Annotated in this window: 19 protein-coding genes; 12 read left to right on the forward strand and 7 right to left on the reverse strand. The window is 64.0% G+C overall.

Annotated elements, in window-relative coordinates:
* Position 1: 1 nt before the first annotated feature.
* From manD to ACN9MX_RS21285, 3 genes are read right to left on the reverse strand one after another with little or no spacing between them, the layout of a single operon-like run.
* On the reverse strand, positions 2-1,213 hold the full coding sequence (manD, locus tag ACN9MX_RS21275; RefSeq protein WP_363736349.1) for a D-mannonate dehydratase ManD: 1,212 nt from the start codon (positions 1,211-1,213) through the stop codon (positions 2-4).
* 14 nt (positions 1,214-1,227) lie between these two features.
* Complete coding sequence (locus ACN9MX_RS21280; RefSeq protein ID WP_363829027.1) at positions 1,228-3,600, reverse strand: glycoside hydrolase family 3 N-terminal domain-containing protein; 2,373 nt, start codon at positions 3,598-3,600, stop codon at positions 1,228-1,230.
* The gene (locus tag ACN9MX_RS21285) at positions 3,597-5,957 is read right to left on the reverse strand and encodes a glycoside hydrolase family 3 N-terminal domain-containing protein (RefSeq protein ID WP_363829029.1); all 2,361 of its coding nucleotides are present in this window, start codon (positions 5,955-5,957) and stop codon (positions 3,597-3,599) included. Before ACN9MX_RS21285 ends, ACN9MX_RS21280 begins: the two co-directional genes overlap by 4 nt.
* Positions 5,958-6,111: 154 nt before the next feature.
* On the opposite strand from ACN9MX_RS21285, the gene ACN9MX_RS21290 reads away from it, so the two are divergent.
* Both ACN9MX_RS21290 and ACN9MX_RS21295 read left to right on the forward strand, forming a co-directional pair.
* Positions 6,112-8,244, forward strand: a complete 2,133-nt coding sequence (locus ACN9MX_RS21290; RefSeq protein WP_363829032.1) for an alpha-glucuronidase family glycosyl hydrolase — start codon at positions 6,112-6,114, stop codon at positions 8,242-8,244.
* Between the two features lie 40 nt (positions 8,245-8,284).
* Positions 8,285-9,328 carry a LacI family DNA-binding transcriptional regulator gene (locus tag ACN9MX_RS21295; RefSeq protein WP_363829035.1) on the forward strand — a complete coding sequence of 348 codons (1,044 nt, stop codon included), beginning with the start codon at positions 8,285-8,287 and terminating at the stop codon, positions 9,326-9,328.
* A gap of 123 nt (positions 9,329-9,451) precedes the next feature.
* Here the strand turns inward: ACN9MX_RS21295 and ACN9MX_RS21300 are convergent, their stop codons facing one another.
* Entirely contained in the window at positions 9,452-9,865 is a 414-nt protein-coding gene (locus tag ACN9MX_RS21300; protein ID WP_133651376.1) for a MarR family winged helix-turn-helix transcriptional regulator, read from the reverse strand.
* 400 nt (positions 9,866-10,265) lie between these two features.
* On the opposite strand from ACN9MX_RS21300, the gene phhA reads away from it, so the two are divergent.
* Both phhA and hppD read left to right on the forward strand, forming a co-directional pair.
* Entirely contained in the window at positions 10,266-11,126 is an 861-nt protein-coding gene (phhA, locus tag ACN9MX_RS21305; protein WP_363736889.1) for a phenylalanine 4-monooxygenase, read from the forward strand.
* Positions 11,127-11,253: 127 nt separating this feature from the next.
* Positions 11,254-12,345: a 4-hydroxyphenylpyruvate dioxygenase gene (gene hppD, locus ACN9MX_RS21310; protein ID WP_363829037.1), complete on the forward strand. Its 1,092-nt coding sequence runs from the start codon at positions 11,254-11,256 to the stop codon at positions 12,343-12,345.
* Positions 12,346-12,429: 84 nt separating this feature from the next.
* On the opposite strand, the gene ACN9MX_RS21315 is transcribed toward hppD, so the two are convergent.
* The gene (locus ACN9MX_RS21315; RefSeq protein ID WP_363736355.1) at positions 12,430-12,888 is read right to left on the reverse strand and encodes a MarR family winged helix-turn-helix transcriptional regulator; all 459 of its coding nucleotides are present in this window, start codon (positions 12,886-12,888) and stop codon (positions 12,430-12,432) included.
* A gap of 74 nt (positions 12,889-12,962) precedes the next feature.
* Between ACN9MX_RS21315 and ACN9MX_RS21320 the strand changes: the two genes are divergently transcribed.
* The 6 genes from ACN9MX_RS21320 to ACN9MX_RS21345 all read left to right on the forward strand — a co-directional run bounded on the left by ACN9MX_RS21320 (position 12,963) and on the right by ACN9MX_RS21345 (position 20,327).
* A complete protein-coding gene (locus ACN9MX_RS21320) occupies positions 12,963-14,414 on the forward strand; it encodes an aldehyde dehydrogenase (protein WP_363829040.1) in 1,452 nt (483 codons plus the stop codon).
* 44 nt (positions 14,415-14,458) lie between these two features.
* Positions 14,459-15,319: a p-hydroxycinnamoyl CoA hydratase/lyase gene (locus ACN9MX_RS21325; RefSeq protein WP_363829043.1), complete on the forward strand. Its 861-nt coding sequence runs from the start codon at positions 14,459-14,461 to the stop codon at positions 15,317-15,319.
* Positions 15,320-15,382: 63 nt separating this feature from the next.
* Complete coding sequence (locus ACN9MX_RS21330; protein ID WP_363829046.1) at positions 15,383-17,527, forward strand: acetate--CoA ligase family protein; 2,145 nt, start codon at positions 15,383-15,385, stop codon at positions 17,525-17,527.
* A 21-nt stretch (positions 17,528-17,548) separates the two neighbouring features.
* Entirely contained in the window at positions 17,549-18,442 is an 894-nt protein-coding gene (locus tag ACN9MX_RS21335) for an amidohydrolase family protein (protein WP_363829049.1), read from the forward strand.
* A complete protein-coding gene (locus ACN9MX_RS21340; RefSeq protein ID WP_363829052.1) occupies positions 18,439-18,999 on the forward strand; it encodes a DUF3237 domain-containing protein in 561 nt (186 codons plus the stop codon). Before ACN9MX_RS21335 ends, ACN9MX_RS21340 begins: the two co-directional genes overlap by 4 nt.
* 20 nt (positions 19,000-19,019) lie before the next feature.
* Positions 19,020-20,327, forward strand: a complete 1,308-nt coding sequence (locus tag ACN9MX_RS21345) for an MFS transporter (RefSeq protein WP_363829054.1) — start codon at positions 19,020-19,022, stop codon at positions 20,325-20,327.
* Between the two features lie 223 nt (positions 20,328-20,550).
* Here ACN9MX_RS21345 and ACN9MX_RS21350 read toward each other — a convergent pair whose 3' ends face one another.
* Both ACN9MX_RS21350 and ACN9MX_RS21355 read right to left on the reverse strand, forming a co-directional pair.
* Positions 20,551-21,051 (reverse strand): VOC family protein, encoded by a 501-nt coding sequence (locus tag ACN9MX_RS21350; protein ID WP_363736365.1) that lies wholly within the window; start codon positions 21,049-21,051, stop codon positions 20,551-20,553.
* Positions 21,052-21,169: 118 nt separating this feature from the next.
* Entirely contained in the window at positions 21,170-22,432 is a 1,263-nt protein-coding gene (locus tag ACN9MX_RS21355) for an amidohydrolase family protein (protein ID WP_363829056.1), read from the reverse strand.
* 157 nt (positions 22,433-22,589) lie between these two features.
* Here ACN9MX_RS21355 and ACN9MX_RS21360 point away from each other — a divergent pair, with 157 nt between their 5' ends.
* Together ACN9MX_RS21360 and ACN9MX_RS21365 are read left to right on the forward strand one after the other, a co-directional pair.
* Positions 22,590-24,746, forward strand: coding sequence for a molybdopterin-containing oxidoreductase family protein (locus ACN9MX_RS21360; RefSeq protein WP_363829059.1), 2,157 nt, complete (start codon positions 22,590-22,592; stop codon positions 24,744-24,746).
* A 123-nt stretch (positions 24,747-24,869) separates the two neighbouring features.
* Positions 24,870-25,292 carry a DUF983 domain-containing protein gene (locus ACN9MX_RS21365; protein WP_133651386.1) on the forward strand — a complete coding sequence of 141 codons (423 nt, stop codon included), beginning with the start codon at positions 24,870-24,872 and terminating at the stop codon, positions 25,290-25,292.
* Positions 25,293-25,330 lie beyond the last annotated feature (38 nt).

Below are 25,330 nucleotides of genomic sequence, written 5' to 3' on the forward strand. Positions count from 1 at the left end.
TTCACCAATTATACATGGTGCCGTCTTCCAGCCGGTTCACCGGCAGGAAGGCGCGCTTATATTCGTACTTCGCGGCCATATCCTCGTCGATGTCGACGCCCAGGCCCGGCGCCTCGCCCGGATGCATCATGCCGCTTTCGAACGTGTAGGCATGGGGGAAGACAGCATCGGTTTCCGGCGTGTGCCGCATATATTCCTGAATGCCGAAATTGGGCACGCTGAGGTCGAAGTGCAGTGCGGCGGCCATGCAGACCGGCGACAGGTCGGTCGCGCCGTGGCAACCGGTGCGGACCTGATAGAGATCGGCCAGCGCGGCGATCCGGCGCAGATGCGTGATGCCGCCCGCATGCACCACCGTGGCGCGGATATAGTCGATAAGCTGGTTCTGGATCAGATCCTTGGCATCCCAGATCGAATTGAAGATTTCGCCCACGGCGAGCGGCGCCGTCGTATGCTGGCGGATCAGCCGGAAAGCCTCCTGATTTTCCGCCGGCGTCGCATCCTCCAGCCAGAAGGGACGATATTGCTCCAGATCTCTGCCCAGACGCCCCGCCTCTATGGGTGTCAGGCGATGGTGGATGTCGTGCAGCAGGTGCACGTCCCAGCCCAGCGCTTCGCGGGCTGCGTTGAAGAGTTCAGGCACGACGCGAAGATATCTGGACGTGTTCCAGACATTTTCGGTCGGCAGGTCGGCGTCGGCGGGTTCGTAGAAATATTTGTCCTTCGACACGCCATAGGTCGATGCCATGCCCGGCACGCCACATTGCAGGCGGATCGCCTTGTATCCCTGCGCCTGATATTCCAGCGCGGCGTTGATGGTATCCTCTATGGTCGCGCCATTGGCATGGCCATAGACCATCACGCCTTCCCGGCTGGCCCCGCCCAGAAGCTGATAGACCGGAAGACCCGCAATCTTGCCCTTGATGTCCCACAGCGCCATGTCGACCGCCGCGATGGCGGTCATGGTGACGGGGCCGCGCCGCCAATAGGCGCCCTTGTAGAGATATTGCCAGATATCCTCGATCCGGTGCGCGTCCCGCCCGATCAGGCAGGGAAGGACATGGTCGGCCAGATAGCTTGCCACCGCCAGTTCGCGGCCGTTGAGCGTCGCGTCGCCCACGCCATATACGCCTTCGTCGGTGATGATCTTGAGGGTAACGAAATTGCGGCCGGGGCAGGTGACGATGACCTTGGCATCGATGATCTTGGGCATTGAAATGGTCCTGTTCAGATAATTTCGAGCGTGATTTTCTGGAGATTCTCGCTGTCCGGCCCGGTCATGATGTCGAACAGGCCGGGTTCGACCACCTCCTCCATGTCGAGATTCCAGAGCGCGAATGCGGCCGGCGTCAGCGTGATGCGCACGGTGCGGCTTTCGCCGGGAGCCAGCGTGATGCGTTCGAAGCCCTTCAGTTCCTTGATCGGCCGGGTGACGCTGGCGGTCTGGTCCCGGACATAAAGCTGGACGACCTCATCCCCTGCCCTCTGCCCCGCATTGCGGACATCGACCTCCACCGTCACCTCGCCACCCGTGCCGATGCGCGGCGACGACAGGCGGGGCGGGGCGAATTCGAAACGGGTGTAGCTGAGGCCGAAGCCGAAGGGGAAAAGCGGCGAGATATCCTCGAACACATAGCCGCGCCGGGCCGACGGCTTGCGGTTGTAGAAGATCGGGATCTGCCCAGCGTCGCGCGCCACCGTCACGGGCAGCTTCGCGCCGGGATTGACGTCCCCGAACAATATGTCGGCCATGGCCGTGCCGCCCTCCTGCCCCGGATACCAGCATTCCAGCAGCGCATTGGCGCCCTCCGCCACCGCGGCATAGCTGGGCGGGCGGCCGTTGATGGCGCATACCACCACCGGCTTGCCCGTCGCCTTCAAGGCCGCGAAAAGATCGTTCTGCTCGCCCAGCAGGTCCAGGCTCGTACGATCGCCCAGATGGTTCTTCGCAAAGCCTTCCCGACTGGTCTGTTCCGTGTCGCCGATAGCCAGAAGGATGATGTCCGCCGTTTTCGCAAGCTCGACCGCCTGCGCGATCAGTTCGCGGTTCCGCCCCGGATCGGCCAGCAGCACCTCGTCCGCCGAGCGATCCTCATTCCGGGTGATGAAGACGCCCTGGGCGTGGACGACCTCCGCCTTGCCCTTGAGCTTTGCCCGCACGCCTTCCAGCAGGGAGACGGTCTGGCGCGGAATGCTGCTGTAACCGCCCAGTCGCGCGACAGCGGCATTGGGACCGATCACCGCCACCCTGCCATGCGCGCCAGGAGTAAGGGGCAACGTGCCGTCATTGCTGAGCAGGACGATCGAACGATGCGCAGCCTTCAACGCCAGGGCGCGCGCCTGAGCATTGCCGGTCAACTGCTCATGATCCTTGCGCGGCCAGGGATTTTCGAACAGGCCCGCACGGAACTTGAGCGTCAGCATCCGGGTGCAGGCCAGATCGACCGCCTCAAGCGGCACTTTGCCCGCACGGACCTGTTCGACGAGCGTCCGGTAGGTCTGGCCATCGGGCAGCTCGCAATCGACGCCCGCCCGCAGCGCGGCGCGTGCCGCCGCCTCCGGATCGGGCTGGACATGATGAATGCTGTCCAGTTCGTGGACGGCTCCATAATCGCTGACCACCGCGCCGTCGAAATGCCATTCGCCGCGCAATATGTCGTTCAGCAGCCAGCGGTTCTGATGCGAGGGCACGCCGTCTATCTCGTTATAGGACGGCATGACGGCGGCGATGCCCGTGCGCTTCACCACGGCGCGGAAAGGTGGAAAGAAATTCTCGCGCAGCTCCCGCTCGGAAATCGGCGCGGGCGCGATATTCTCGCCTCCCTGGGGCTGGCCATGGCCGGTCATGTGCTTGAGCGTCGCCATGACCTTGTCGGGGCCGATCTGCCTGTCTTCGCCCTGAAGGCCGCGCACCGCGGCCACGCCCATCTCGCCACAGAGATAGGGATCTTCACCAAAGCTTTCCTCGATGCGGCCCCAGCGCGGATCGCGGGCGATGTCCACCACCGGGGAAAGCGCCAGATGGACACCGCGCGCCCGGACCTCCCGGGCGATGACGGACTGGACATCCTCCATCAACTGGCGGTCGAAACTGCCCGCGAGCCCGATCGCCATGGGGAACATGGTCGCATCCGTCGCCATAAGCCCATGCAGCGATTCCTCATGAAACAGCACTGGGATGCCCAGCCGCGTTTCCTCCATCGCCCATTTCTGGACAGCGGTGATGAAGGCGACCGTATCCGCAGGCGTGCGCCAGCGCGCACCGACGCCGCCTGCCTGGGTCGATCCGTTGGGCGCGCCACGCCGGTCCGACGGGCGGGTGATCTGGCCGAAACCGTCAGGATAGGCCCTGCTCGCCTTGGCGGGCGAGAAGGTCAGATCGTCCATGATGTCGGCCTTGGTCGCCCAAAGCGCAATGATCTGGCCGACTTTCTCATCCAGCGTCATGCGCGCCAGCAGGTCCCTGACGCGCAGGTCGATGGGGGCGGAGGCATCCTTGTAGAGCGGTCCCGCCTTCCCCCTAGCGGCAGCGGGTGCCGCCGCCATCAGCGATGTCGAGGCGAACAGGCCCAACGCCTGGCGACGCGCAAAGTCCCTCATGGCGCCACCGTCAGCGTTGCCGATTTCAGTGCGACCGAACTGTTGCCGGTCATGATCTCGAAATCGCCCGGCTCAACCACGCGGTCCATATGATCATTCCACATCTGCAGCGCTTCCGGCCCGACCGTGAAGGTGACGGTGCGGACCTCTCCGGGCTTCAGCGTCACGCGCCGAAAGCCCTTCAGCTCCTTGATCGGCCGGGTGACGGAACTGACCTTGTCGCGGATGTAGAGCTGCACGACCTCATCGCCTTCGCGCTGGCCACTGTTGCGCACGTCGACCGACACGCTGGTCGTTCCGCCCACGCCGATCTTCGCGGGCGACAGGCGCGGCGCGGACAGGTCGAAGCTCGTATAGCTGAGGCCGAAGCCGAAGGGATAAAGTGGGTCGGTGGTGTCGAACAGATAGCCGCGCCGCGCGCTCGGCTTCACATTGTAGAATATCGGCAATTGCCCGACCGAGCGCGGGATGGTCACCGGCAGCTTGCCGCCCGGATTGACGTCGCCGAACAACACATCCGCCACGGCATTGCCGCCCTGCTCGCCCAGATACCAGCCTTCGAGAATCGCGTTCGCCTGTTCCGACACCCTGACGGTGGAGGCAGGGCGGCCGTTGATCAGGACCACGGTGATCGGCTTGCCCAGCGCCTTGAGCGCATCGAACAGTTCCTGCTGTTCGCCCACGAGATCGAGGCTGGACCGGTCGCCCAGATGATTGTCTGCCCAGCCTTCGCGGCTCGATTGCTCCGTATCGCCCAGCGTCAGCACGATGCGGTCTACATTGCGCGCTACCTCAACGGCCTCGGCAATCAGCCGGCGATTTTCGGCGGGGTCGGATTTCGTGACCTTATCCTCCCACCAGTCGTCATTTTCGGTGATCTTGACGCCCTGCGCGAAGACGATCTTCGCCTTGGCGCCGGCCTTGGCCTTTATGCCGTCGAGGATCGAAACCTTGTGCGGCGGCTGGCCATAATAGCCGCCCAGACGCGCCACCGCGGCGCTCGGCCCGATCACGGCGATGGCGCCTTCGGGCTTCAGCGGCAACATGCCGTCATTCTTGAGCAGGGTGATCGACCGCTGCGCCGCCTTCAGCGCCAGGGCGCGGGCTTCGGGGTTGTTCGTGATCTTTTCCGAGGCAGCAGCGTCCGCATAAGGATTTTCGAACAGGCCGGCGCGGAACTTCAGTTCCAGCATATGCCGTACCGCCTGATCGACCTGTGCCTCGCGGACCAGCTTGCCGAGCGTCGCATAGGACAGGCCATCGGGCAGGTCCGCGTCCACGCCCGCCTCCAAAGCACGCTCCGCCGCCTGCTCCAGATTGCCGGCGATATGGTGGATGCTCATCAACTGGTCAATCGCCGAATAGTCGCTGACCACCGCGCCCCTGAAGCCCCATTCGCCGCGCAGCACATCATGCAGCAGCCAGTGATTGGCATGCGAGGGCACGCCGTCTATCTCATTATAGCTGGCCATCACCGCCTCGATCCCGGTGCGTTTCACCACCTGTTCGAAGGGCGGAAAGAAATTCTCGCGCAGTTCGCGTTCGGAAACCGGCGCCGGACCGACATTGGTGCCGCTTTCGGGCTGGCCATGGCCCGTCAGATGCTTGAGCGTCGCGAACACCTTGCCCGGCAGCAGCAGGCGCGCATGGCCCTTGCCCTGCAGACCCTCCACGGCGGCCACGCCCATCTCTCCGACCAGATAGGGGTCTTCGCCATAGGTTTCCTCGATCCGCCCCCAACGCGGATCGCGGGCGATGTCGACCACCGGCGAAAGGACGAGGCTGACACCGCGCGAACGGATTTCGCGGGCGATGACCGCATTCACCTCGCGCAGCATGTCCGGGTCCCAGGACGAGGCCATCGCGATGGACTGCGGAAAGCTGGTAGCGCCAACAGCCGCATAGCCGTGCAGACCTTCCTCATGGAAAAGGATCGGAATGCCCAGCCGCGTCTGCGTCGTCGCCCAGCGTTGCAGCGCGTTGACCAACGCCACGGTCTGGCGTGGATCGCGGCCGGGCACCTCTCGAGGGGAGAAGGCGCCCTTGGCGTCCGAAGGGCGGGTGAACTGCCCGATACCATGAGGATAGACCTGCGCCAGCTTCGGCGGATCAAGTTGCAGCCGGTCGTCGAATATCTTGACCTTGTCGGTCCATACCGCCGTGATCTGCGCGATTTTCTCGTCCAGCGTCATGCGCGCCAGCAGATCATCGACCCGCGATTCGATGGGAGCGCTCGCATCCTTGTAGAGCGGCCTGGAGGTCGCGGATGTGGGCGCCGCCGCGACGGACGCAACGGGCGCGGCAAAGGCCAGGGCTGCCGCCGAAACCGCGCATGACAGCGTACAGGACCGGATCACGAACACCTCTCCCCCCTTTTTCGCCAAGGCCGCGCTTTTCGCTTGCCGGATTGGAACTGGCCGGATTAAAACTGATAACGGTAACATTGCTCATGCAATAGGAACCTGTCAATGGCCTTCGATGCGGCCGTGACGCAGGAGAGGAAGGGGAGCCATGATCGCGCGCCTGTTTTGTTGGACGGTGGCAACCGCCCTGATGACCACGCCGGCACTGGCGGAGGACGGCTATGATCTATGGTTGCGTCACGCAAAGGTGGCAGACGACGGCGAACTGGCGCGTCACGCCACGGCCCTTGTCGCGCCCGGCCGCAGCGCGACGGCGATCGCCGCGCGGGATGAACTGCTGCGCGGCCTTTCCGCTGCAATTGGTACGGCGCCGCTGCTCGTCGATGGACCGAGGGCCGGCGCGATCTGGCTCGCCACGCCAGCGTCAGCACCTGATCTGCCGATCAAGCTCGATGGGCTGGGCGAGGAGGGTTATGCAATCCGCAGCATCGCCGTGGACGGCCAGCCAGTAACGCTGATCGCGGCCAATGGCGATGCGGGCCTGCTCTATGGCGCCTATGCCTATTTGCGGCTGGCGGAAACCGGCGCTTCGCTCGATCGGCTGGACATCCGCAGCGCCCCGCGCATGAAGCTGCGGCTGCTCAACCATTGGGACAATCTGGATGGCACGGTGGAGCGCGGCTATGCCGGACAATCCATCTGGGACTGGTGGCGCCTGCCCGACTGGAAGGGGCCGCGATACACCGACTACGCCCGCGCCAACGCCTCGATCGGCATCAACGGCACGGTGCTCAACAATGTGAACGCCAGGTCGGACAGCCTGACGGCACCCTATATCGCCAAGGCGGCGGCATTGGCGGACGTGTTCAGGCCCTATGGCATCAAGGTCTATCTGTCGGTGAAATGGACAGCCCCGATGGAGCTTTCCGGCCTGAAGACCGCCGACCCGCTTGATCCCGCCGTTGCCGCCTGGTGGAAGGCGAAGGCCGACGAAATCTACAGGGCCATCCCCGATTTTGGCGGCTTCCTGGTGAAGGCAAACAGCGAAGGACAGCCCGGACCCCAGGATTACGGGCGCACCCATGCCGACGGCGCGAACATGCTGGCCGCCGCCGTGAAGCCGCATGGCGGGATCGTGATGTGGCGCGCTTTCGTCTACGCGCATGACAATCCGGACGACCGAGCGAAACAGGCCTATGACGACTTCAAGCCGCTGGACGGCCGGTTCGCCGACAATGTGCTGGTGCAGGTGAAGAATGGCGCGATCGACTTCCAGCCGCGCGAGCCATTCCATCCGCTGTTCGGGGCGATGCCACGAACGCCGCTGATGATGGAATTCCAGATCACCAAGGAATATCTCGGCCAATCGACCCATCTCACCTATCTTGGCCCCCTGTTCCAGGAGACGCTGAAGAGCGACACCTTCGCCCGTGGCAAGGGATCGACGGTGGCAAGGGTGATTGACGGATCGCTGGAGGGCCACAAGCTGACCGGCATTGCCGGTGTCGCCAATATCGGCGCCGACCGCGACTGGAGCGGATCGATCTTCAACCAGGCGGACTGGTATGCCTTCGGTCGCCTCGCCTGGAATCCCGATCTCCCGGCGGAGGCGATCGCCCGCGAATGGGCGGCGCAGACCTTCTCGACCGACGCCAGGCTGCTCGATCCTGTCGTTGCAATGATGATGGGATCGCGTGAGGCGGCGGTCGATTACATGACGCCGCTTGGCCTCGCCCATGTCATGGGCACTGGCCATCATTACGGCCCTGCGCCTTGGATTTCGGACCTGGCGCGGCCCGAATGGAACCCGGTCTATTATCACAAGGCGGACGCCGGCGGGATCGGCTTTGACCGGACGAAGACCGGCAGCAATGCCGTCGCCCAATATGCGCCGCCGGTCGCGAAGATGCTGGCAAACCCGAAAACGACGCCGGAACGCGACCTCCTCTGGTTCCATCATGTCGGTTGGGACGCGAAGCTGAAATCGGGCGAGACACTGTGGAACGGTCTCATCCATCATTATGATGCAGGCGTGGCCTATGTCGCGGCCATGCGCAGGACATGGGACAGCCTGCGCCCCTTCATCGACGCGGAACGCTTCGCCCAGACCCGGACATTCCTGGGCATCCAGCATCGTGAGGCGAAATGGTGGCGCGACGCCAGCATCGCCTATTTCCAGTCCATATCCAAACGTCCACTGCCCGCTGACGCGGCGGCGCCGGACCATGATCTGAATTGGTACAAGTCGCTCAACTTTCCCTACGCGCCGGGCAATCCATGACTGGCATTCAATGGCCACAAAGGCTAAGCGGTGAGCGATCATGAACGAACGAAAGCCGCCGACAATCCGGGAAGTCGCTGCGCGAGCCGGCGTGTCGGTGATGACCGTGTCGCGCGTCGCCAACAAGCAGAGCTGGGTCAGCCCCCAAACCCGCGCCCGGGTGGAAAAAGCGATCGCGGACCTGAATTATGCACCCAATGCCTCCGCGCGGGCGCTGGCAGGCGGAGAGGATCGGCGGATAGCCCTGCTTTACCGTAACACCACCACTTCGGCCTATCTGGGCGAACTGCTGCTGGGTGGGCTGGACGAGGCCGCGAAGCATCATCTCCATCTGGTGGTCGAACTATGCGAAACCGACGCCGCCGTGGAAGATATCATCGCCCAGATCCTGCAAGCCCGCGTATCCGGCGTCATCGTGCCACCGCCCCTGTGCGACTGGGACGAGCTGGCGCAGGCGCTCTCCCGGCACGGCATTCCATGGGTCGCGATCGCGCCGGACGAAAGCCGTGGCATGATGGTGGTCGCGATCGACGACCGGCAGGCCGCAGGCGAGATGACGCGGCATCTGATCGACCTGGGGCACCGGCGCATCGCCTTCATCCAGGGCAATCCCCAGCATCGTTCCAGCGCGCGGCGGCTGGAAGGCTTTCGCGCCGCGATGACGGCACAGGGCCTGCCGGTCGAAGAGGACTATATCGTCGAAGGCGATTTCAGCTACCGCTCCGGGCTGGAAGCGGCAGCGCATCTGCTCAGCCTGGAGACGCCGCCGACGGCCATCTTCGCCTGCAATGACGATATGGCGGCCGCGACCATCACCATCGCGCATCAGCGGCAGATCAACGTGCCGGCCGATCTGACCGTCTGCGGTTTCGATGACACGCCGCTTGCCGCCGCGATCTGGCCCACGCTCACCACCATTCGCCAGCCGATCCGCGACATGAGTCGCGCCGCCATGACGCTGCTGGCCGAAGCGATGAAGGGCGGAGACGAGTTGGACGTCAAGGGATTGGCGCAACTGAACTGCAGTCTGATCCGCCGCCAGTCCGACGCGGTTCCGCGCCTGCATCACCGACGGGGACCTTGACGGGGGCCTTGAGGGCACTGCTTCCCGGTGCTCGCGCGCTTACGGCAGCGCGCAAATGACTGTCGCATGATCCTGCGGCGGCTTCGCCGTCAGTTGCCCGATCGAACACGGCAATGCACTGCTCTATGCAAAGCGCGCCAGCAACTGGTTGAGCAAGGGGCGCAGCCGGCGGATCTCGTCCCGATGCGTGGCGGACAGCTTCGCCAGCAAGTCCAACGCATCCGGCGTCAAACGCAGTTGCGATCGCCGCCGGTCGGTGGCGCTGGCATGGCGCGTCACCAATCCCAGCTTTTCCAGCCGATCCACCAGTCCGGTCGCGCTATGGGGTTTCAACAACAGGCGCCGCGCTACATAACCGACAGTGGCATCTTCCGCAGGAGCGGCCCGCAGCGCGAGCAAAGCCTGATGCTGCTGCGGGGTAAGCCCCATCTGGGCCGCCCGGTCGCTGCTGAACGCCTGAAACTGCCGCAAGGCGAAACGGAATTCCGCCAGCGCCGCGTAATCCTCATCCTTCAATATGGCGCCGTCTGCTTCCATGAGCCCTTCATCTTCATATATCGCGTAGCGACCTGATCGCGCCGCATCCTGCACCAAAGAAGGATTCGCCCGATTCGGAAAGCCCGTATCGTCGCAATCACGCGGTTTCTTCCGCCGGCCGCTGTCCGATTGATGTGGAGTGGGCTCATCCGCCGCGACGCGATGATCCACGAGGGCAGCAAATATCCGGTGAGGAGATTGATATACTCCAATATCATAACAACCACTGACCGCCGCAACGTCATCGTCCTGTTGGAAAATACTGCGAGCGGCAGGTCGTGGATACCGTTGACAGAAACTATTCCGTAAATCCGTAAAATATGATGAATCTCTTTCACCTTTTCGCAATTTCACTGGAAAATTGAAACGGATTTTCACGCAATGCTGCTATTATCTCGGCATGGCACATATGGATGCACCGCCGCCCGGAGCGGCAGCCGACTGGACCGTCCCCCAGGACTGGGCGTCCTATAGCGCGGCCGAACATGCGATGTGGGACCGGCTGTTTGCCCGCCAGGCCAATATGCTGCCGACCAGGGTCATACCTGCCTTCATGGAAGGCCTTGACGTACTTCGCATGTCGAAACCGGGCATTCCTGATTTCGACGAACTCAACGATCGTCTGTTCCGCGCAACCGGCTGGCAGGTCGTCGCCGTGCCGGGCCTCGTTCCCGACGAGATATTTTTCGAGCATCTCGCCAACCGCCGCTTCGTCGCGGGGCGCTTCATCCGTACACCCGAGCAGCTGGATTACCTGGAGGAACCGGACATCTTCCATGACGTGTTCGGGCATGTGCCGCTGCTCGTGCATCCGGTGTTCGCCGATTATATGCAGGCCTATGGCGAGGGAGGGTTGCGCGCCGCCAGGCTGGGCATGATCGATGCCCTTGCGCGGCTCTACTGGTACACGGTCGAGTTCGGACTGATCCGGGACGGCGGCGATCTCAAGCTTTATGGCGCAGGTATCGTGTCGTCCTACGGAGAAAGCCTGTTCGCCATCGATGATCCGTCACCCAACCGCATCGGTTTCGACCTGGAACGGGTCATGCGCTCGCTGTACCGCATCGACGATTACCAGCAGAATTACTTCGTGATCGACAGCTTCGAAGACCTACTGCAGCAGACGCGAGACGCTGATCTGGGACCGATCTACGATCGCCTGCGCGATCAGGAAGCGATCGACGTAGGCTGCTTGTTGCCGACGGATCGGGTCCTCCATGCGGGCACGCAGGCCTATGCCCACGGGAAGGCGAACGCGTGACGTCCCCCCGCCATTCTCCACTGCACCGCGGCGGAAGGCTGTGACGCGATCGCGGAAGGGCCGCCCTGAGCCCAGTGACCGACAGCGTCGCCAGCCAACCAGAACCAGAACCAGAGAGGAAGAAGATATGAGCCTGTTCGACAACCCCATCGGTCTCGACGGCTTCGAGTTCGTGGAGTTCAGCGCGCCCGAAAAGGGCCTGCTGGAGCCGGTCTTCGCCGCCATGGGCTTCACCCTGATCGCCCGTCACCGCTCCAAGGACGTGCAACTGTGGCGCCAGGGCGGCATCAACCTGATCGCGAACTACGAGCCGCGCAGCCCGGCCGCCTATTTCGCCGCGGAGCATGGCGCATCCGCCTGCGGCATGGGCTGGCGGGTGAAGGACGCGGCCAAGGCATATGACCTTGCCATCGCGCGCGGGGCGGAGCCGGTGGAGGTCCGCACCGGCCCCATGGAACTGCGCCTGCCCGCCGTGCGCGGCATTGGGGGATCGATCATCTATCTCATCGACCGCTACGAGGACGAGAATGGCGGCCTGTCGATCTACGACATCGACTTTGTCTATGAGCCGGACGTGGAACGTCACCCCGAAGGAGCGGGCTTCAGGATCATCGATCACCTCACCCACAATGTCTATGGCGGCCGCATGGCCCATTGGGCCAGCTTCTACGAGCGCGTATTCGGCTTTCGCGAGATCCGCTATTTCGACATCAAGGGCGAATATACCGGCCTGACCAGCAAGGCGATGACCGCGCCCGATGGCAAGATCCGCATCCCCCTGAACGAGGAAGGCAAGGCGGGCGGCGGCCAGATCGAGGAGTTTCTGCGCGCCTATAATGGCGAGGGCATCCAGCACATCGCGCTGCTGTGCGACGACCTGATCGCTGCCTGGGACAGGCTCAAGGCGCTGGGCGTGCCGCTGATGGCCGCGCCGCCCGCCACCTATTACGAGATGCTGGAAGAGCGACTGCCCGGCCATGGCGAGCCGGTGGGCGAGTTGCAGGCGCGCGGCATCCTGCTCGACGGATCGACGCAGGACGGCGACCCCCGCCTCCTGCTCCAGATCTTTGCGCAACCGCAGATCGGCCCTGTCTTCTTCGAATTCATCCAGCGCAAGAAGGACGAGGGCTTTGGCGAGGGCAATTTCACCGCGCTGTTCCAGAGCATCGAGCGGGACCAGTTGCAGCGGGGCGCGCTCCATGTCGATCAAGTGGAATGAGCGCCCGGCCGTTTCCGGCGTAGCCCTGGCTGTTGATCGGCGATGGTGCCAGTCAACTGGCGTCATCGCGGGCAGGACGACCGGTCAGGCCATATCATCCTGCCCGGCCTGCGCGATCGTCAGAAGCGCCGTGCGCAGCGCCGCCTGATCCTGCCCCGCCAGTGATCGCGCAAAGCGCGCTTCGTGCGCGTCCATGATCTGTTCGACCTGCCGACGCATCGCCTCCCCCGCCTCCGTCAGCGTCAAGGCCAGAGACCGTCCGTCGACCGGCGTCTTTTCAAGATAGCCGCGCCCTGCGAGCCCCGATACGAGAGGCACCATATTGGCGCGCTTGATCCCCAGCATCCGTCCCAGTTCGATCTGGATGCACCCCGGATTGGCGCCGACCAGAATCAGGATCGTGCCTTCCACCGGCCGCAGCCCGACCTCCGCCAGCGCGCCGCCAAGATCCGTCATCATCGCAGAAGATGCCCGGCGCAACAGATAGCCCAGCCGCGAAACGACGGGATCCTGCAGGGTTTTGGCGGCGATCGGCTTTTCCATGACCTTCGAAATAGTGCTATTGCCCAGAACAATCAATATTGCTATGTTACATAACAATAATGAGGAGCCAGGATATGCCTGCATCGGAAATTCTCTTGGTTATTGGCGGCGAATCGCGTGCCGCCATGTCCACCTTCGACCGCGCAAATCCCGTGACCGGTGACATCGCAACCCGCGCCGCTGCGGCCACCGTGGATGACGCCATCGCCGCCGTGGAAGCGGCCAAGGCGGCGTTTCCGGCCTGGTCCGCGCTTGGCCCCAACGCCCGCCGCGCCGCACTGATGAAGGCGGCCGATGCACTCGACGCAAGGGCTGGCGACTTTGTCGATGCGATGATGGAGGAAATTGGCGCGACCGAAGGCTGGGCGCGTTTCAACATCGCCCTTTCCAGCGCCATGGTGCGGGAGGCCGCCAGCCTCACCACGCAGATCGGCGGTGAGGTCATTCCATCGGACAAGCCCGGATGCATCGCCATGGCCGTCCGCGAAGCGGCAGGCGTGGTGCTGTCCATGGCGCCCTGGAACGCTCCCATCATCCTTGCCACCCGCGCGATCGCCGTGCCGCTCGCCTGCGGCAACACGGTGGTGCTCAAGGCGTCCGAACAATGCCCGCGCACGCACGGACTCATCATCCAGGCCTTTGTCGAGGCGGGACTTGGCGGCGGCATCGTCAACCTCATCACCAATGCGCCGCAGGACGCCGCGGACGTGGTGGGAGCGATGATCGACCATCCTGCGGTGCGTCGCGTCAATTTCACCGGCTCCACCGCGGTGGGCAGGATCATTGCGCGCCGCTGCGCCGAACATCTGAAGCCGGTCCTGCTCGAACTGGGCGGCAAGGCGCCGCTGATCGTGCTGGAGGACGCGGATCTTGACGAAGCCGTGAAGGCGGCGGCCTTCGGCGCCTTCATGAACCAGGGCCAGATCTGCATGTCGACCGAGCGGATCATCGTCGTCGATGCCGTTGCCGATGCCTTTGCGGAAAAGTTCCGGGCGAAAGCAAGCACCATGGCGGTTGGCGACCCGCGCCTGGGCCAAACGCCGCTGGGCGCGGTGGTCGACACCAAAACGGTCGCGCATGTGCGCTCGCTGATCGAGGATGCGGTCGCGTCCGGCGCGAAGCAGCTCAACGGCGGCGACGCGAACGGCGTCCTGATGCCCGCCCATGTCATCGATTACGTGACCCCGAACATGAAGCTGTTCCGCGAGGAGAGCTTCGGCCCGGTCGTGGGCATCGTTCGCGCCCGCGACGAGGCACATGCGATCGAGCTGGCCAACGACAGCGAATATGGCCTCTCCGCCTCCGTCTTCACGCGCGACACCGCGCGCGGGCTGAAGGTCGCGCGCCAGATCCAGTCGGGCATCTGCCATGTCAACGGCCCGACCGTCCATGACGAGGCCCAGATGCCCTTCGGCGGGGTCAAGGCATCGGGCTATGGCAAGTTTGGCGGCAAGGCCGGCATCGACAGCTTCACCGAATTGCGCTGGATCACGATGGAGACCCAGCCCGGCCATTATCCCATCTGAATTTGGCCGAACCGATCTTTCCTGATTTTGCCGGAGATTTTCCCATGACCAACATCCTGCATGTCGACAATGTCGAACAGTCCGAGCTTGAAACCGTCGCCTTCACAGTCGAGAACGGCATCGCCTGGGTCAGCTTCAATCGACCCGACAAGCGCAACTGCATGTCGCCGCGCCTCAATCGCCAGATGATGCGCGTCCTGGACGAATTGGAGTTTCGGGCCGATGTCGGCGTCCTCGTTCTCTCCGGGGAAGGATCGGCCTGGTCGGCGGGCATGGACCTCAAGGAATATTTCCGCGAAACCGAAGCGCATGGAATGGCCGGCACGCGCAACGCACAGCGGGAAAGCTATGGCTGGTGGCGGCGCCTGCGCTGGTATCAGAAGCCGACCATCGCCATGGTGAATGGCTGGTGCTTCGGCGGCGGCTATGGTCCGCTTTTTGCCTGCGACCTGGCCTTTGCAGCCGAGGAGGCACAGTTCGGGCTTTCCGAAATCAACTGGGGCATCCTGCCTGGCGGCGGCGCGGCCAAGGTCGCCACGGAGCTGACCAATTTCCGCAATGCCATGTACCATTCGCTGATGGGCGAGAATGTCGATGGCAAGAAGGCCGCCGAATGGGGCTTCGTCAATGAAGCGCTGCCGCTCGCGCAGTTGAAGGATCGCGTCACCCAGGTCGCCAATGTGCTGCTGACCAAGAATCCGGTGGCCCTGAAGGCGACCAAGGATGCCATTCGCCGGGTCCGCGAGATGACCTATGACAATGCCGAGGATTATCTGGTCCGCGCGCAGGAGGCCGCCAACAGCTACGATAATGAAGGCCGCAAGGAAGGCATCAAGCAGTTCATCGACGAAAAGAGCTACAAGCCGGGCTTGGGCGCCTATGACAAGTCGAGGCAGAGCGCCTGACGACCGATCGGGCCGCCCCGCCCCGCGGCCCGTCCTGACAGACAGATTTTGGAGAGACAGGCCATGACGGTCGACACCCTGAACCTGCCCGATGCGCCCGCCGCCTCGCTCGACCGGCTGTTGCGGCCCCGCTCGGTCGTGATCGTCGGCGCGTCGGACAAGCCGGGCGCGCTGGGGGCGTCAGTGCTCTCCAACCTGACCCGCAACGGATTTGCCGGGGACATCCACCTCATCAACCCCAAAAGGGCGGAGATTGGCGGACGCCCCTGCCTGCCCTCCGTCGATGCCTTGCCGGAAGGCGTGGACGCCGCTGTGCTGGCCATCCCGCGGGTCGCAGTGCTGGAAACGGTACAGGCGCTCGCCGCCCGCAAGGTGGGCGCGGCGGTGATTTTCTCGGCAGGGTTCGCCGAAGGCGGCGAGGACGGCCTTGCCGAACAGCGGGCAATCGGCCGGATCGCGGCGGAAGCGGGCATGGTGGTCGAAGGCCCCAATTGCCTTGGCATGACCAACTTCATCGACCGCGTGCCGCTGACCTTCGTCGAGACGGAGGCCAGGCCGCTGGGCGACCGCGCCGGTATCGGCATCGTCTCCCAGAGCGGCGCCATGGCCTGTGTCCTCGGCACCACGCTGGCAAGCCGTGACCTGGGCCTTTCCTTCTCCATCTCTACCGGTAACGAAGCCGCCTCCGGAGTGGAGGATTATGTCGACTATCTGCTGGACGATGCCTCCACCCAGGTCATCGCCATGATCGTCGAGCAGTTCCGCAAGCCCCGGCGCTTCCTGGCCGCCGCTAGGCGCGCGCGGGCACTGGGCAAGACCATTGTGCTGCTTCATCCCGGCAAGTCGAGCGCGGCCCGCGAGTCCGCCGCGACTCATACGGGCGCCATGGCGGGCGATTATCAATTGATGCGCGTGAAGGTTGAACGCGCCGGCGTGATCTTCGCCGAAACGCTGGAGGAACTGGGCGACATTGCGGAAATCGCGCTGCGTTGCCCGACCATTCCCGCTGGCGGCGTCGCGGTGCTGGGAGAGAGCGGCGCGTTCAAGGCGCTGACGCTCGACCTTTGCGAGGCGCTCGACCTCGATCTGCCGAAGGTGGACGATAGCAATGCCCCCGCCCTGCGCGCCGCCCTGCCCGATTTCGTCGGCGTCTCCAACCCGCTCGACCTGACGGCCCAGGGGCTGGTCGATCCCGACCTCTATTACCGTACGCTCGCCGCCCTGTTCGACGACGACCGGTTCGGCAGCATCGTCGCGGGGATCATCCAGACCGATCCCGTGACCATCGGCATCAAGCTGCCTCCGATCCTGCGTGCCGTTGGCGAACTGCGGCCTGCCAAGCCGGTGATCTTCGCCGGGCTGGACGAGGGCGCCGACGTGGCGCAGGACTATATCGATCAGCTTCGCGCCTTCGGCATCCCCTATTTCCCTTCGACCGAACGCGCGATGCGGGCATTGAAGCGCCTCAACGACCATGCCCGCCGTGACTTCAGCGAAGGCGACACCAGCCCGCTCGCCGCTGCCGCCCTGCCCGACCAGGGCGGCGTCATTCCCGAATATCGGGCGAAGGCGATATTGGCGCGGTTCGGCATCCCCTTTCCCCAGGGCGCTTTCTGCACCAGCGTCGAACAGGCAACGTCCGCTGCCGAAACGATCGGCTATCCGGTCGCTCTCAAGGCGCAGTCGGCCGACCTCAGCCACAAGAGCGACGCGGGGGGCGTGGTGCTCAACCTGCGCGATGCGGACGAGTTGCGTGCGGGCTGGGCGCGCCTGTACGCCAATGTCGCGGCTCATGACCCGGCACTGACGCTGGACGGCGCCCTGCTGGAGGGCATGGGCGAGCGCGGCGTGGAACTGATCATCGGCGCGAAGGGCGATCCCGATTGGGGCCCGGTGATCCTGGCCGGTTTCGGCGGCGTCACGGCGGAGATCCTCCAGGATGTGCGCCTTTTCACGCCCGACCTGCCGGTGGACGCGATCGTGCGCGAACTGCATCAGCTCAAGCAAGCCGTCCTGCTTCGCGGTTTTCGCGGATCGCCGGCACTTGACGTGGAGGCCGTGGCGCAGATCATCGCGACGCTGGGCCGCGTGCTGCTGGCCGAACCGTCCATTCGCGAGATCGACCTCAACCCGGTGATCGTCTACCCCGAAGGCAAGGGAGCGGTGGCGCTGGACGCATTGATGCTGACGGCCCCCAGGGCGGGCTGAAAAGGCCGAACGGAGGGAATCATGGCAGCCACGCGCGCGGATTTCGCCAAACTCGGGGCCATCGACATGCACGTGCATGCGGAGGTCAGCTGCCATGACCCCGAAGACCCGATCTTCGGTGAATTTGCCGATGCGGCCACCCGCTATTTCAAGGCGCCTCGCCGCCGGCCGACCATCCCGGAAACCCTTGCCTATTATCGCGAGCGGCAGATCGGCTTCGTCATGTTCACCGTGGACATGGAGGCGGGCACCGGCATCCAGCGCATCCGGAACGAGGAAATCGTGGAAGCGGCGGCAGAAAACAGCGATATCATGATCGCCTTCGCCTCCATCGATCCGCACAAGGGCAAACGGGGCGCGATAGAGGCACGGCGGCTGATCGAGGATCATGGCGTGCGCGGCTTCAAATTCCATCCGCCGCTGCAGAATTTCGATCCCGGCGACCGCATGGCCTGGCCGCTCTATGAGGTGATCAACGATCATCAACTGCCGGTCATCTTTCACACCGGCCATAGCGGCATGGGATCGGGAATGGCGGGCGGGGGCGGCATTCGCCTGAAATATGGCCAGCCCATATTGGTGGATGACGTTGCGGTCGATTTTCCGGGCATGAAGATCATCCTTGCGCATCCCGGCTGGCCCTGGACCGACGAGTCCCTCTCCATGGCGCTGCACAAGCCCAATATCTTCATCGATCTGTCGGGATGGAGCCCGCGCTATTTTCCTGACCAGATCGTCCGCTACGCCAATGGGCAGCTTGGGCATAAATTCCTGTTCGGCTCCGATTTCCCGCTGATCCCGCCGGACAAGTGGATCGCCGCCTTTGACGAGGCCGGGTTCAAGCCGGAAGTCCGGGCGCCGATCGTGAAGCAGAACGCGATGAGGCTGCTGTTCGGCCCGGAATTGCCGGAATGACCGACGAAGTCGGCCGCCGCGCGCTGCTGAAGGCCATGCCCGGCATGGCGCTGGGCGGGACGATCGCCCCCGCGACAAAGGCCGCAGAACCCGCGCTGGCGGTGCCCGCGCTGAGCCTGGCGATGCGCCTGCGCGTACTGATCGGCGAGCCGCGGGAGTTGGGCATGGTCGATGGCGTACGCAAGCGGATCATTCCGATCACCGGCGGCACTGTCGAGGGGCCACGGCTTGAGGGCAAGGTGCTTGCCGGCGGTGCGGACTGGCAATCGATCCGCGCAGACGGCACCGCCGACATATTTGCCCGCTATACGATTGAAGCAAAGGACGGGACGATCATCTCCATCGTCAATCCCGGCTATCGCCATGGGCCCGCCGCCGTGCTGGCGCGGATCGCCGCAGGCGAGGATGTCGATCCGGCGCTCTATTATTTCCGCACCACACCGCGGTTCAAGGTCGCCCAGGACAGTGTTCACGGCTGGCTTGGGCGCACCATCTTCCTTTGCACGGCTGCACGCTATCGCGACCATGTGCGGCTGGATATATTCGCGGTCGATTGAAAAAAGAAGGCAGGACGAGGATGACGGGAGAAAAGGGGGACATCAGACGCCTGCTGGATGAGGCGCCGATGGCGCGCCCGCAGATCGCGGCGATCGTCCTGTGCGTTCTGCTCAACGCGCTGGACGGTTTCGACGTGCTGGCGATCAGCTTCGCCGCGCCCGGCATTGCGGCCGAATGGCGCGTGGACCGCGCCGCGCTCGGGCTGGTGCTGTCGATGGAGCTGATCGGCATGGCGGCGGGATCGGTACTGCTGGGCGGGCTTGCCGATCGCGTGGGCCGGCGCCCGACGATCCTCCTATGCCTGGTCATCATGGCAGGCGGCATGCTGGCCGCCACGCAGGCTTTCAGCATATTTTCCCTGTCCGCCATCCGCCTGGCGACGGGCCTTGGGATCGGCGGGATGCTTGCGTCCACCAATGCGATGGTGGCGGAACTCTCCAATGCCCGATCCCGCAGTCTGGCGGTGGCGGTCATGGCGGCCGGATATCCGATCGGCGCGATCGCCGGCGGTTCCATCGCCTCCCTGATCCTGGTTTCGGGCGAATGGCGCAACGTGTTCCTGTTCGGCGCCATCATGACGGGCTTCTTCCTGCCTCTCGCCTATATGTTGCTGCCTGAATCGATCGGCTTCCTGCTCCAAAGGCGGCCCGAGGGCGCGCTAGGGCGCGTCAACGCGCTGCTCGTCCGCTACCGGCATCAGCCGGTGAGCGCCCTGCCTCCACCCGACGGGATCGCGCCCAGGGCATCGGTCGCGGCGCTGTTCGCGCCTGGGCTGGCTCGCGTCACCATCCTGCTGACGGCCGCCTATTTCGCGCATATCATGACCTTCTATTTCATCCTGAAATGGGTGCCCAAGATCGTGGTCGACATGGGATATGCCGCGTCCGCCGCGGGCGGAGTGCTGGTCTGGGCCAATGTCGGCGGCCTGGCCGGAGCGATGCTGTTGAGCTTGCTGAGCTGGCGGATTAGCATTCGGGCGCTGGTCATCGCCGCGATGCTGGCTTCCACGGTCATGGTCACGATCTTCGGCCAGGGGCAATCCAGCCTCTCAGGCCTTGCCGGTGTGGCGGCGGCGGCCGGCTTCTTCACCAATGCGGGCGTGGTGGGCCTTTATGCGATCATCGCGCAATCCTTTCCGACCTCCGTGCGCGGCGGCGGCACCGGGGTAGTGATCGGCTTGGGCCGGGGCGGCGCCGCGCTGGGGCCGATCATCGCCGGTTTCCTCTTCAGCCTGAATTTCGGCCTGCCCATCGTCGCGCTCGCCATGGCGCTGGGATCGCTGACGGCGGCGGGCGCACTGCTGCTGCTGCGCCCTGTGCAATCATAGGCGGCGATGAATCGGCCACCGACGCATGTGCGATCTGCCGCACAGAGAGAGGTCGGCTGGCCGTTTGTCGCGGCCTTGGCCCCGGCCGCCCGCCCGAGCCCGAGACATGATCAGGGAGCTGATGCCGCCGCCCGAACGGACCTTGCCCACCCCTCAAATGGCAAGTCCCGGGACGGATCGGCATTCAGCCCGTTGATGCCCGACAGGCAACAGGCGTGATCCATCAGAAGCGGGGAATGGAGGCGAGCCAGTCGCTCGCTCCATCGTCAAACACGATGCCTTCGACAAAGTGGCCCAACAGGTTTCGCATGTCGCAATAATAATAGCTGCCCACCCCGTCGACATCACCGCGGATCGGCAGCGTCCGGCCCGATGCCTGGAGCTGGTCCAGTTCCGCATCGAATGCCTCTCGCGTCGCAAAGCGCCGGCAAAGATGATGGAACCGAACGACAGGGCCTTCAGCCTGGGGCAGGCCCTCCACGTAAATGGCCACGTCCCCGTCGATCGGTTGAATGATCTCGATTTCCGTCGCGCCGACATAGGCCAGGGAAACATGGCAATGCGCTTCGCGGCCCGGCCCCGTGGGGTAGCGTATGTCGCGCATCTCCAGAAAGCGCGCTATGCCATGGGTGCCGGCGAACTGCGCCTGCGCCCTGTCGATATCGCGGGTGACATAGGCGACCTGGAAGAAACCTGGATAAGGCGGCGTGTCGGCTGGCATCATTTTCTCCTATGTAATTGGCTTGTCATTGCGGCTCCAGCCGATCCGCTGCTTCCCGCGCCGGCGCTCCATTCCCGGAAACCCACGCGACGCTCCAGCGGCTGTCCCTGGATCATCAAGGTCAGGCAGCCTCCTCCACCGAACGGCTGATCGGGGCGGGCGCCTTGTGCCATTGCCCCCCCTTCATCACCGCCCGGAGCGCCCTGGCATCGGCGAGGAGCCGCGGATCAGCAATGGGATCGCCGTCGATCAGCAGCATGTCAGCCAACATGCCCGGAGCAATCCGCCCGGCGCCCTTGCCCATCAGTTCGCCTCCATTGGCGGTCGCGGCGTACAGCGCTTCAGCCGGCGTATAGCCGAGGTAGCTCACGAAATGCTGCACGTCACGGGCATTGGCGCCATTGGGCTGCCAGGGCATGCCATAATCGCCGCCAATCACCGCGCGGACGCCCCGGCGCCGTAATTCACTATGCACTGCAATGTTGCTTTCCATCGCAGGTTCAACACCCATGCGATCAATTGTCGCGCGGTCAAACGGGCTGTCATGCAGCAGACTGTGGTAATATCCTATTGTCGGCGCGACAAAGATGCGATCCTTGGCAGCCTCCAGCATGTCCAGCGCTTCATCGTCGGCGAAGTCGGCATGATTGATGAGCGTGGCCCCGGCGCGCAGCGCCCGCTTGATCGATTCCGCCGAGCGCGCATGAACGCTGACCAGCAGACCAAGTTCCCTCGCCGCCTCTCCGATCGCCTGCGCTTCGTCCTCTGCCAGGGTCGTGGTTCGGCCGGTCGGGCGCGGAAAGAAATCATCGCCCGACATGTTGACCTTCACCACGTCGACCCCCTCGCGAAAACCCAGCCGCACCATCTTGCGGCATGCTTCCGCGCCATCGACGACAGCCGCCGCAACATCGCGCCGCTGATGCAGTTGCGCCGTGTCGTTAAGCCCGCCGGTCGCAGTCAGGGTGGGCGTCGAGGCCAGCAGGCGCGGCCCCGGAATGCGCCCCGCCTCGATTTCGTTGCGGATCACGATCTCCGATCGCAGCTTGGGCGATCCCGCACCGATCACACCTGTGAAACCCGCATCCAGCATGATCCGCGCATTGTGCATCGTGATAAGAACAGTTTCTTCAGGCGGGGTGTCCTCTATCTCGTAAGCATAGGTGACTGTCGGAAAGCTGAGATGACCATGCGCATCGATCAAGCCGGGAATCACTGTCGCGCCGCTTGCGTCCACCTCTTGCGCGCCGGCCGGCGCAGGCGTGCCAGGCAGCTGCGTAGCTGCAATTCGGTCGCCCGTCACCAGCACGTCCGCCCGCTCGCGAACATCGCCGGTCTCGCCGGACCAAATATGTCCGCCCCTTATTATCCATGATTGTGCCATGTCCACCTTCCCTTCGCGCATCCCGTGAATGCGCTGCCACCCTCCCGCGACGATCGCTCCTCGACAGCAGGTCCGGGCGGGACCAATGCGGTGCAGGGCGTTTCCCATTCTGGCATAATGGAATGGACATGGCGACATCTTCGACCGGGAGAGTGGCATGAAGAAGGCGGCACCCCATGAAACTGATATCAGCCGCATCACGACATGCCGGATCTGCGCCGGCCAATGCGGCATCATCGTGGAGCTCGATGCGGCGGGCCGCGTCGATCGCGTCCGGGGCGATCCCGATAATCCGCTTACAAGGGGCTATGCCTGCATCAAGGGGCTGACGCTCGGCGAGGCGCACAGCAGCCCCAATCGCATCCTGCACCCTTTGCGGCGCACCGACGATGGCCGCTTCGTCCAGGTGGGGATGAACGAAGCGCTGGACGAGATCGCCGAACGGTTGGGGAAGATCCTGGCCGAGCATGGCCCGGATGCGGTCGCCGGCTTTCGCGGCACCATGAACTACACCAACAGCCTGGCAGCGCATATGTTGCCGGCCTGGCTGGCGGCGATGGGATCACACAGCTTCTTTTCGACCATGACCATAGACCAGTCCGCCAAGTGGATAACCGCAGACCGGCTGGGCGTGTGGGAGGCTGGCAAGGACCCCTATGAAAACGCTGAAGTCCTGCTGGTCATCGGCGCCAATCCATTGGTGTCGCTATCCACTTTCACCATGGTGATGCAGAACCCGGTCAAGGCCCTGAAAGAAGCCAAGGCACGCGGCACGCGCCTGCTGGTGATCGATCCCCGCCGGACGGAGACGGCCGCCTTTGCCGACCGATTGCTGCAGCCGCTGCCGGACGAAGATGCGGCGTTGGTCGCGGGCATGTTGCGCCTGATATTGGAGGAGAATTGGGCCGACAGGGAGTTTTGCGAACATAATGTGGAGGGCGTGGAAGCGCTGCGGGACGCCCTTGCACCTTTCACTGTCGACCATGTGGCGCAGCGTTGCAACATCGCGGCCGAAGACCTGGTCGCGATCACCCGCGACTTTGCCGAACCGCATCCTGACGGGCGGCGCAAGCGGGGCGCTGCAGCATCGGGCACCGGGGCGAACATGGGCGCCTTTTCCAATCTCACGGAACATCTTGTCGAATGTCTCAATGTGCTGTGCGGCCGGTTCGCGCGAGAGGGCGATGCGATCGGCAATCCGGGTGTGCTGGGGGCTCGCTGGCCGCGCCGCGCGCAGGCGATTGCGCCAACGCGCGGCTGGGAAAGCGGTTGGCGTGACGGGTGGGGATACGGCCTTCTGATGGGTGAGCGCATGAGTGCCATCCTTCCGCAGGCGATCCTGGGAACCGGGACAGGCGCTGTTCGCGCGCTCGTGGTGGATGGCGGCAATCCCGTCAATGCGCTGGCGGAAACCGCCGAAACAGCAGCGGCCTTCGGCAATTTGCAGTTGCTGGTATCGATCGACCCTTTCCTCAACGAGACGTCGCGGCTCGCCCATTTCATCCTGCCGCCGCCGATGATGCTGGAACGGGCCGATATACGCAGCCGCGACTGGGAGAGCTACACCCTGCACGAACCCTTCCACCAGTTCGCGCAAATGGTTGCCCGGCCGCCTGAGAACAGCGAACTGATCGAGGATTGGCAGGTCTTCTGGGAACTCGCAAAGCGCACCGGCCACAAGATCATTTTCGACGACGTGCCGATCTCCATGGAGACCCGCCCTGAGACCGAGGACCTGTTCCGCATCCTCCTGCGCCATTCGGCCTTCCCGGCGGAGGATCTGCTGGCGGAAAAGCGGGGGGTCGTGTTGCGCGGGGATCCCATGTGCGTCAAACCCGCCGAGCCCTGCCCGCCCCGCTTCCAGGTGGCGCCGAGCGACGTCCTGGCTGAACTTGAGACACTGGCCGGGGTCCGTCGTCAAACCTCTGCGCTACGCCTTGTCTGCGGACGGGTGCGACATGTGCAGAACAGCATGTACCATGACCTGCCATCGATCGCGCGGCGCATGCCCGAAAACCCGCTCAGCATGCATCCCGACGACATGGCTTCCCGGGGACTCGTCCCTGGTGCCCTTGCTCGCGTGCGCTCGGCACATGGTGAGCTGCGCGTCACGGTGGCCCCGGACCGCAATCTGCGTTCAGGCGTCGTGACCATGCCGCACGGTTGGGGCGACGGGCGAGGCGCCAATGTGAACAGCCTGACCAGCCTGATCCAAGGCCGCCAGACCATCAATGCCATGCCCATTCTCAGCGGCTTCGATGTGATGGTGGACCCCATTGATCGGGATGCCGGACAAGGTGGCCCAGGTAATTGAAGACGCCCGCCGCAATCTTGGGATCGCGGCGGCGATAGGCTCGTATATCCATACATATACCGCTATATTTTCCATACATAATATTCTATGTCGGCATCAGCAATGACGATTCGGAACAGACCCATGGCCAACGGTAGCGACAAATTCCAATGGATCCTCAGCAAAGGGTGGCATGGCGACTGCCCGCGCTGCGGCGAGGGGCGGATGTTCGCATCCTGGCTCAAGATCGCGCAGACCTGCGACCGCTGCGGCCTGGACTATCGATTCGCCAGTCCAGACGACGGTCCGGCCTTTTTCTCGCTCTGCATCATCGCCTTTCCGCTCACCTTCATGGTGGTGTGGTTGCAGGTCGCCTTCACGCCGCCATGGTGGGTCCATATGCTGGTCTCGGCTCCACTCATGATCCTGGGTTGCCTGCTGCCTTTGCGACCGATCAAAGGCTGGCTTGTCGCGTCGCAATATGTGAACAGGGCACAGGAAGCGGGCACGGAAAAGGTCTGGGCGCATCTCTATGGCAACGGCTCCGGCAAGGCCTTTGACGATTGACGGCCTTTTGTCTGGATTGTGAAGGCATGCAGTTCAAG

Source organism: Sphingobium sp. R-21 (assembly GCF_049913335.1).
Classification (GTDB): domain Bacteria; phylum Pseudomonadota; class Alphaproteobacteria; order Sphingomonadales; family Sphingomonadaceae; genus Sphingobium.

Bases quoted from the DNA above. Each gene is read 5' to 3' on its own strand.
- ACN9MX_RS21365 (WP_133651386.1), top strand. From the start codon at position 24,870: ATGGCCAACGGTAGCGACAAATTCCAATGGATCCTCAGCAAAGGGTGG.
- ACN9MX_RS21300 (WP_133651376.1), bottom strand. From the start codon at position 9,865: ATGGAAGCAGACGGCGCCATATTGAAGGATGAGGATTACGCGGCGCTG.
- manD (WP_363736349.1), bottom strand. From the start codon at position 1,213: ATGCCCAAGATCATCGATGCCAAGGTCATCGTCACCTGCCCCGGCCGC.
- ACN9MX_RS21345 (WP_363829054.1), top strand. From the start codon at position 19,020: ATGACGGGAGAAAAGGGGGACATCAGACGCCTGCTGGATGAGGCGCCG.
- ACN9MX_RS21350 (WP_363736365.1), bottom strand. From the start codon at position 21,051: ATGATGCCAGCCGACACGCCGCCTTATCCAGGTTTCTTCCAGGTCGCC.
- hppD (WP_363829037.1), top strand. From the start codon at position 11,254: ATGAGCCTGTTCGACAACCCCATCGGTCTCGACGGCTTCGAGTTCGTG.
- ACN9MX_RS21330 (WP_363829046.1), top strand. From the start codon at position 15,383: ATGACGGTCGACACCCTGAACCTGCCCGATGCGCCCGCCGCCTCGCTC.
- ACN9MX_RS21280 (WP_363829027.1), bottom strand. From the start codon at position 3,600: ATGAGGGACTTTGCGCGTCGCCAGGCGTTGGGCCTGTTCGCCTCGACA.
- ACN9MX_RS21295 (WP_363829035.1), top strand. From the start codon at position 8,285: ATGAACGAACGAAAGCCGCCGACAATCCGGGAAGTCGCTGCGCGAGCC.
- ACN9MX_RS21355 (WP_363829056.1), bottom strand. From the start codon at position 22,432: ATGGCACAATCATGGATAATAAGGGGCGGACATATTTGGTCCGGCGAG.
- phhA (WP_363736889.1), top strand. From the start codon at position 10,266: ATGGCACATATGGATGCACCGCCGCCCGGAGCGGCAGCCGACTGGACC.
- ACN9MX_RS21320 (WP_363829040.1), top strand. From the start codon at position 12,963: ATGCCTGCATCGGAAATTCTCTTGGTTATTGGCGGCGAATCGCGTGCC.
- ACN9MX_RS21360 (WP_363829059.1), top strand. From the start codon at position 22,590: ATGAAGAAGGCGGCACCCCATGAAACTGATATCAGCCGCATCACGACA.
- ACN9MX_RS21325 (WP_363829043.1), top strand. From the start codon at position 14,459: ATGACCAACATCCTGCATGTCGACAATGTCGAACAGTCCGAGCTTGAA.
- ACN9MX_RS21340 (WP_363829052.1), top strand. From the start codon at position 18,439: ATGACCGACGAAGTCGGCCGCCGCGCGCTGCTGAAGGCCATGCCCGGC.
- ACN9MX_RS21315 (WP_363736355.1), bottom strand. From the start codon at position 12,888: ATGGAAAAGCCGATCGCCGCCAAAACCCTGCAGGATCCCGTCGTTTCG.
- ACN9MX_RS21335 (WP_363829049.1), top strand. From the start codon at position 17,549: ATGGCAGCCACGCGCGCGGATTTCGCCAAACTCGGGGCCATCGACATG.
- ACN9MX_RS21290 (WP_363829032.1), top strand. From the start codon at position 6,112: ATGATCGCGCGCCTGTTTTGTTGGACGGTGGCAACCGCCCTGATGACC.